General features: G+C 66.0%; 6 protein-coding genes. 3 read left to right on the forward strand and 3 right to left on the reverse strand.

What is annotated here, in order from left to right:
- Nucleotides 1–217 precede the first annotated feature (217 nt).
- Genes KHC27_RS17115 through KHC27_RS17125 form a run of 3 tightly spaced genes read right to left on the reverse strand, consistent with a single transcriptional unit; the run spans nt 218 to nt 3,200 of the window.
- Nucleotides 218–1,267, reverse strand: a complete 1,050-nt coding sequence (locus KHC27_RS17115; RefSeq protein ID WP_213340614.1) for a sensor histidine kinase — start codon at nt 1,265–1,267, stop codon at nt 218–220.
- Nucleotides 1,267–1,680 (reverse strand): response regulator, encoded by a 414-nt coding sequence (locus tag KHC27_RS17120; protein ID WP_213340619.1) that lies wholly within the window; start codon nt 1,678–1,680, stop codon nt 1,267–1,269. The genes KHC27_RS17115 and KHC27_RS17120 overlap by 1 nt, the downstream gene beginning before the upstream one ends.
- A 29-nt stretch (nt 1,681–1,709) precedes the next feature.
- Entirely contained in the window at nt 1,710–3,200 is a 1,491-nt protein-coding gene (locus KHC27_RS17125) for a sensor histidine kinase (RefSeq protein ID WP_213340615.1), read from the reverse strand.
- 219 nt (nt 3,201–3,419) lie between these two features.
- Between KHC27_RS17125 and KHC27_RS17130 the strand changes: the two genes are divergently transcribed.
- The 3 genes from KHC27_RS17130 to treZ all read left to right on the forward strand — a co-directional run.
- Nucleotides 3,420–3,926, forward strand: a complete 507-nt coding sequence (locus KHC27_RS17130; protein WP_213340616.1) for a YciE/YciF ferroxidase family protein — start codon at nt 3,420–3,422, stop codon at nt 3,924–3,926.
- A 116-nt stretch (nt 3,927–4,042) separates the two neighbouring features.
- The gene (gene glgX / locus KHC27_RS17135; protein ID WP_213340617.1) at nt 4,043–6,106 is read left to right on the forward strand and encodes a glycogen debranching protein GlgX; all 2,064 of its coding nucleotides are present in this window, start codon (nt 4,043–4,045) and stop codon (nt 6,104–6,106) included.
- Nucleotides 6,103–7,569: malto-oligosyltrehalose trehalohydrolase (gene treZ / locus KHC27_RS17140; protein WP_213340618.1), on the forward strand; the 1,467-nt coding region annotated here is incomplete at its 3' end. The genes glgX and treZ, both read left to right, overlap by 4 nt.

Genomic DNA, 7,569 nt, shown 5'->3' on the forward strand with positions numbered 1-7,569 from the left:
CCGATTCCGCAAGCCTTCGCAGCTATTTGCCGGGATTCTACGGAGTCGGGGTATACATCATCATCGGATGGAAATTCGCATCATCCTGTCCCGGGCCGCATCGCTGCTTTCTTTGGCGCTCACGGTAACGCGATAGATTGTTATGACAGGCGATGGCCGCCGGCGCCGCACCGCGGCTCCGCCCGGCCGGCGCAGCAGGGCCGGCCGTCCTGCCGTGTCAGGCCCGCAGCACCGGAAAGTCGATCGAGATGCGGGTGCCGCGGTCGATCTCGTCATAGATCAGCGAGCCGCCGAGGCTGCCGGCCATCGCCCGCACGATGCGGCTGCCGAGGCCGGTGCCTTGCGGTTTGCCCTCGCCGCGCCAGCCGATGCCGTCATCCTCCACCGCGAGGCGGGCAACCCCGTCCGGCAGCGCCTCCAGCTTTACCCGGGCCTCGCCTCCTTCGCCGGGAGGGTAAGCGTATTTGAACACGTTGGTGACGAGTTCGGTGACGATCACGCCGACCGAGACGGCGCGGTCGGTCGGCACCTGCACCGGGGCCACCTCCGTGCGGATATGGGCGCGATAGCCGGCCTCGCGCATGGAGGCCGCGATCTCGTCGGTGAGGCTCTTGAGATATTCGTCGATCTCCACGACCCGCACATCCGGCGAGGTGTAGAGCCGACGGTGCACTCCGGCCACGGCGAGGATACGGGCCTGGGTCTCGGCCAGCGCCGCCTTGGCGGCCTGATCGGTGATGGCGTTGGACTGCAGCCGCACGAGCCCGGCGACCATGGCGAGGCTGTTGGCGACGCGGTGGTTGACTTCCGCGAGCATGATCTCGGCGCGGTCCCGCGCCTCGCGTACCTCCCGCTCGGCCTCGTCGCGGGCGCGGATCAGCCGGGCCTTCTCGACGGCCTGGTCGATGGCGCTGCCGAGCAGTTCGAAGAAATCGGCCTCGACGGTCTTCGGCACATAATCGAACGCCCCCGCTTTCAGCGCCTGCACCGCCACATGGGTCTCCGCCGAGCCGGTGACATAAACCACCGGCGGCGGGGTTTCCCATTGCTGGAGCGCGGCAAGGACGTCGAGCCCGGTGCCGGTGGGCAGGAAATGGTCGAGGGCGATGACGTCGATGTCGTTACGGCCGCGCAGCCGATCGAGACCCGTCTCCGCATCTCCGGCATGCTCGACATGGTAGCCGCGGCGTCCGAGCGCCCTTTCCACCAGCCGGGCAAGTGCGGGATCGTCGTCGATGTAGAGAACCCGCAGGACGCTTGAAGGCATCAGGCCGTTTCCGGCACTTGCATCACCGAGAAGAACAGGCCGAGCTGGCGAATCGCGTGAGCGAAGCTCTCGTAGTTCACCGGCTTGGTGATGTAGACATTTGCACCGAGGTCGTAGCAGCGCTGAATCTCGCGGCTGTCGTCGGTGGTGGTGAGCACGACGACCGGGGTGCGGCGGGTGTGGGGATTGTTCTTCACCTTCTCCAGAATCTCGATGCCGGTCATGTCCGGCAGGTTGAGGTCGAGCAGGATCAGCAGGTGGCGGCCGGCGCTGTCGCGGCCGGAGCCGTCGGCGCCGAGCAGGAACTCCAGCGCCGCCGTGCCGTTGGTGAAGGGCATGATGGGATTGCTTACGCCGGCGCGGCGGATGTTGCGCTCGATGAGGCGGGCGTGGCCTTCGTCATCCTCAATCATGAGAATGGTAACCGAGATGGCTTCGGTGCTCACGCGGCAATACTCCCCGTCGCCTTTCGCATGTCCTGCGGCAGGCTTATAGAGAAAGTGGTGCCTTTTCCAAGCTGGGAAGCAAGAGTTATTTCTCCGCCGATCGTGCGTACCAGAGTACGCACATGCGCCAGACCTATGCCCTCGCCGGATTGATCCTGCGTGCCGGAGCGGCGGAACAGTTCGAAGACGCGTTCATGGTCCTGATTGGCGATGCCGCGGCCGTTGTCCTCGATTTCGATCAGCACCCTCTGCTTCTCCGTGCGTCGTGTCCGCACGGCGATGCGCAGCGGCACGTCCTTCCGGCGGTACTTGACCGCATTATCAAGCAGGTTGCCGATGATTTGTTCCAGCGCCATGCGGTCGGAAATGATCGGGCCGGTCTTCATGTCGAGGGTCATTTCCCCCTCGGCTGCCGCGACCTGGTGGATGATGGCGTTGGAGGAAGCCTCCACTACCCCTTTCAGGTCCACGCTCTCCGGTTTCAGCACGCGCCGGCCCTCGCGCGAGAGCTTGAGGATGGCGTTGATCAGACCGTCCATCTTGCGGGTGGAGGAGCGGATGAAGCTCAGCGCTTCCGGCAGGTCTTCGGTCGCGGCGAGCTTCGCCTCGGCGAAATCGGGGTCCGCCGGTGGCGGATCGAGCTTTTCGATGTAGCTGCGCAGCGGGGTGAGGCTCGTCTCCAGCTCGGAAGTGAAGCCCATGATGTTGACAAGCGGCGCGCGCAGGTCGTGGGTCACGATATAGGCGAAGCGCTGGATCTCCTCATTGGCCCGGGCGAGGTCGACGGTGCGCTCCTGCACCCGCTGCTCGAGACCGAGATTGAGTTCCTCGACCTCCCGGCGCGCGGCCGCCAGTTCCCGGGTGTAGTTGCCGATCGCCCAAACGCCCAGCCCCGTGACGACGAGGATGATCCCCGCGCCAAGCACCACGACCCACCACAGCGCCTGCGCGTTGGCATTCTGGTCCTCGACCTGCTGGTTCAGCCGTGTCTCGGTGTTCGTCACCAGGCTGGCGAGCAGCGCGCGGGCCTGATCCATCAGCTGCTTGCCGGTGTCGGTCTCAACGACGGCGAGCGCCTCGTCCGGGCGGCCGGCACGGGTAAGCTCGATCGTGCGGTCCATCTCCGCCAGCTTGCGCCCGATGATGTCGGTGAGCTGCCCCAGTTCCGGCGCGTCGCGCCCGCCCAGCCGCTGGCGCACGATCTCGATTTGCACCGGCAGCACCTCCTTCGCCCGCACATAGGGGGCGAGATAGGATTCCTGCCGGGTAAGGAGGAAGCCGCGCTGGCCGGTTTCGGCATCCTGAAGCTGGGAGCGCAGCTCGACGATTGAACCGCGGGCCTGGCGGAGCTGCACCACGGTCTCGAAATAGTCCTGGGTGCGGCCGACCAGCCAGATGGTGGTGGCGACCACCACGGCCAGCGCGCCGAGCCCGACCGTCATGAGCATCAGGGTCGAGCGCAGAAAGGCACTTCGCGAAATCGGCATGGGAGGTTTCCGGTGAAGCTTGCAGCGAACCTAATCGCGTGGGGTGCGGACGCAAGGCGTTCTCGTTCGCGCACCAGATAATACCGCTCCGGTTCAAGCTTCGCTCGTGCCGTTTCGGCAAGCGGGAACGCGGGCACGGCTGCTTTGTTGGTTCGACATCTGTCGAGTGGGCCACCCTGACCCTTCCGACACTGAGATACCATTCAAGGAGGAACGAACATGGGTTTCTTTTCCAAGGACATCCAGACGATGGACGATCTGTTCGTCCACACGCTGCGCGATATCTACTATGCCGAGAAGCGCATTTTGAAGGCGCTGCCGGAGATGATCGAAAAGGCGAGCGATCCCACCCTCAAGGCCGGTTTCCGCCAGCACCTCCAGGAGACCGAGCAGCATGTGCTGCGGGTGGAGGAGGTGTTCCGCATGCACGGCGCCGAGGCCAAGACGGTGACCTGCCCCGCGATCGACGGCATCATTTCCGAGACCGAGGAGATTTCCGGCGAAATCGCCGACACGGAGGTGCTGGACGCCGCGCTGGCGGCGGCCGCTCAGGCGGTCGAGCACTATGAGATCACGCGCTACGGCACGCTCATCGCATGGGCGCGGCAGCTCGGCCGCACCGACTGCGCCGGGGTTCTCCAGCGCAACCTCGACGAGGAAAAGGCGACCGACGCCAAGCTGACCAAACTCGCGGAATCCAAGCTGAACATGCGCGCCGCGAGCTGACGACGTCGCGTCGGCTCCCCACCGCCCGCCGAAAAATAACGCGGGCGGTGGAACGCCGGGTGCTCCGGAGGTGTTGCTGACGGGCATCATCGCACCCCCTCGGAGCCTCCTCCCAAATGAGACGAGTCGATCCCGGCTACGCGTTCCCTCTTGGCGTCACGGTCGACAAGACCGGTACCAATTTCGCGATCTTCTCCGACAATGCCGACGGCGTCACGCTCTGCCTGTTCGACCGCTACGGCGAAACGGAGCAGGAGCGCATCCCGCTTCGCGAATGCACCAACGGCGTGTGGCACTGCCATCTCCCCGGGGTCGGGCGCGGGCAGGTCTATGGCTGGCGGGTGTCCGGTCCCTGGTCACCGCTGGAAGGACATCGCTTCAACTTCAGCAAGCTGCTGCTCGACCCCTACGCCCGGGAGCTGGTCGGCAACATCCGCTGGGACGATGCGCTCTACGGCTACACCATCGGTGTCGGTGAGGGTGCCGACCTCGTCAAGGACGACCGGGACAGCGCACCCTTCATGCCGAAGGCGCGCGTGGTCTCCGGCAACCCCCTCGTCACCACCTCTCACCCACGCGTGCCGTGGCACAAGGCGATCATCTATGAAGGCCATGTGCGCGGGCTGACCATGCGCCATCCTCTGGTGCCCGAGCAGATCCGCGGCACCTTTTCCGCTCTCGGCACCCCGGAGGTGATTGACTATCTCACCCGGCTCGGCGTGACCGCGATCGAGCTGCTGCCGGTGCACGCCTTCGCCCAGGACCGCCATCTGGTCGACCGCGGCCTCTCCAATTACTGGGGCTACAATACCCTTTCCTTCTTCGCCCCGGAGCCGCGCTATCTCGGCGAGGGCGGGCTGGAATCGATCGGGGAGGCGGTCGACCGGCTGCACCAGGCCGGCATCGAGATCATTCTCGACGTGGTCTACAACCACACCTGCGAAGGCAACCATCTGGGTCCCACGCTGTCCTTCCGCGGCATCGACAACAAGTCCTACTACCGGCTTATGCCGGGCGAGCCGCGCTACTATGACGACATGACCGGCTGCGGCAATTCGGTGAACACCGATCACCCCCGCGTGCTGCAGATGGTGATGGACAGCCTGCGGATGTGGGCGAGTCTTTATGGAATCGACGGCTTCCGCTTCGATCTCGCCGTGACGATGGGGCGCCGGCCCACCGGCTTCGATCCCAGCCATGCCTTTTTCAACGCCATTCTTCAGGACCCCACCCTCGGCGGGCTAAAGCTCATCGCAGAGCCGTGGGATATCGGGCAGGGCGGCTATCAACTCGGCTCCTTCCCGCCCGGCTTCTCCGAGTGGAATGGCGATTACCGCGACGTTGTCCGCCACTTCTGGTGCGGTTCGGAAGGGTTGCTGCCGAGCTTCGCGACCCGCTTCGCGGCCTCGCAGGACATCTTCTCCGAGGGCAAGCGCCGACCCTGGTCGAGCGTGAACTTCATCACCGCTCACGACGGTTTCACCCTGCACGATCTCGTCTCGTACAACGAGAAGCACAATGAGGCGAATGGCGAGAACAACAATGACGGGCACGACGACAACCGCAGCTGGAACTGCGGCGTCGAGGGCGAGACCGACGATCCCGCCATTCGCGAACTGAGGCTGCGGCAGAAGAAGAACCTGCTCGCCACGCTGTTCCTTTCCCAGGGCGTGCCGATGCTGCTGGGGGGCGACGAGCGCTCCAACTCGCAGGGCGGCAACAACAACGCCTACTGCCAGGACAACGAGATCGGCTGGGTGGACTGGAGCCACGAGGAGCCGGAGTTGACCGACTTCGTCGCGCGTCTCAGCGCCCTGCGGAAAAGCCGCAGCGCGCTCTCGCGGCCCGAGTTCCTCACCGGCATCCGCAACGAGATGGGGCAGCCGGATGTGAGCTGGTTTTCCTCCACCGGCGAGCGGATGAAGGACCAGGATTGGGCCGATCCGTTCAACAAGTGCCTGACGGTGCGCCTCGCTCCCGCGACGGCGGACGAGCCCTCGCTCGTGGTCATGCTCAACGCCTCGCATGTCGAGGTACCGTTCACCGCGCCGCCGGTTTCGTCCGGCCACTGGGAGGCCATTCTCGGCACCGCCGGCGAGCATGAGGGCCGCACGCTGGAGGCGGGCGAGACCCTGACCATGCCCGCCCGGGCGCTCACCGTGTGGGAGTGGCGCGAATGAATGAGGCGAGCCTCTCCTCCCGGTTCGGGCCGCTTCTGCGCGCCGATGGAACCCTGTTCCGGCTCTGGGCACCCGGCGTGGCCGGGGTCGACCTTCTGGTCGAAGGTGCCGAGCCGGTACCGATGCGCCGCGGCGCCGAAGGCATTTTCGAGTGCCATGTGCCCGGCGCCGGGCCGGGCACGGCCTATATGTTCCGCGTCGGCGGCCATGACGTGCCGGACCCTGCCTCCCGCGCCCAGCGGGAAGATGTGGAGGGCTGGAGCCTCGTCACGGCGCCGCTTGCCCCGACGCCGGAGCTCGCGATCCGGCCCTGGAGCGAGGCGATCATCGCCGAGGTGCATGTCGGCACCGCCACGCCGGAGGGCACGTTCCGCGCCCTGATCGACCGGCTCGACCATTACCGAGACGCCGGCTTCACCGTAATCGAGCTGCTGCCGGTGGCGGATTTCCCTGGGCGCTGGAACTGGGGCTATGACGGCGTTCTGCTGTATGCCCCCGACCGCGCCTATGGCACGCCCGAGGACCTGAGGGCGCTGGTCGACGCCGCCCACGAGCGGGGCCTCGGCGTCATGCTGGACGTCGTCTACAATCATTTCGGCCCGTCGGGGAACTACCTCCCGCTCTATGCGCCGGCCTTCTTCCGGCAGGATGTCGACACCCCGTGGGGTCCCGCCGTCGACCTCGAGAACCCGCTGGTGCGGGCCTTCTTTGTGGAGAGCGCCCAGCAGTGGCTGGCGCGCTATGGTTTCGACGGGCTTCGTTTCGACGCTGTGCATGCGTTCGCCACGCGAGGCACCGGCACCTTTCTGCGCGAGCTGGCCGAAGGCTGCCGCCGGGTTCGCCGCGACGCCTGGCTGGTTCTGGAGAACCACGACAATGTCGCCCGCTGGCTGGAGCGCGACGGCGCGCTCTACACCGCGCAGTGGAACGACGACTGGCACCATGTGCTGCACCACCTCGCCACCGGCGAGGCGGCCGGCTATTACGCACCCTATGCGGTCGACCCGCTCGCCGATCTCGGCCGGGCGCTGGCGCAGGGCTTCGTGTTTCAGGGCGAGCCTTATCCCGACGCGGGCGGGCACCCGCGCGGCACCCCTTCGGCGCATCTGCCACCGGATGCCTTCGTCGCCTTCGTGCAGAACCATGATCATATCGGCAACCGCCCGCTGGGCGACCGGCTGGTCAGCTCGTCCACGCCCGAGGCAACCGCGCTGCTGCGCTTCGTCCTGATGCTTTCGCCGCAGATTCCGCTCTTCTTCATGGGAGAGGAGGCCGAGCTGGCGACGCCGTTCCCGTTCTTCTGCGATTTCAGCGGCGATCTCGCCGAGGCCGTGCGGAACGGGCGGCGGAACGAATTCAAGGATTTCTTCGCCCATCACGAGGGAACGGTCGACGATCTGCCGGACCCGATTGCAGATTCCGACGTTCATCCGGCCGGGTTTCCAATCGTCATCCGGCCAGCA

Source organism: Ancylobacter lacus (assembly GCF_018390635.1).
Lineage (GTDB): Bacteria > Pseudomonadota > Alphaproteobacteria > Rhizobiales > Xanthobacteraceae > Ancylobacter > Ancylobacter lacus.

Excerpts from the sequence above, each read along its gene's own strand:
- glgX (WP_213340617.1), top strand. The coding sequence starts at position 4,043 with ATGAGACGAGTCGATCCCGGCTACGCGTTCCCTCTTGGCGTCACGGTC.
- KHC27_RS17115 (WP_213340614.1), bottom strand. The coding sequence starts at position 1,267 with ATGCCTTCAAGCGTCCTGCGGGTTCTCTACATCGACGACGATCCCGCA.
- KHC27_RS17120 (WP_213340619.1), bottom strand. The coding sequence starts at position 1,680 with ATGATTGAGGATGACGAAGGCCACGCCCGCCTCATCGAGCGCAACATC.
- KHC27_RS17130 (WP_213340616.1), top strand. The coding sequence starts at position 3,420 with ATGGGTTTCTTTTCCAAGGACATCCAGACGATGGACGATCTGTTCGTC.
- KHC27_RS17125 (WP_213340615.1), bottom strand. The coding sequence starts at position 3,200 with ATGCCGATTTCGCGAAGTGCCTTTCTGCGCTCGACCCTGATGCTCATG.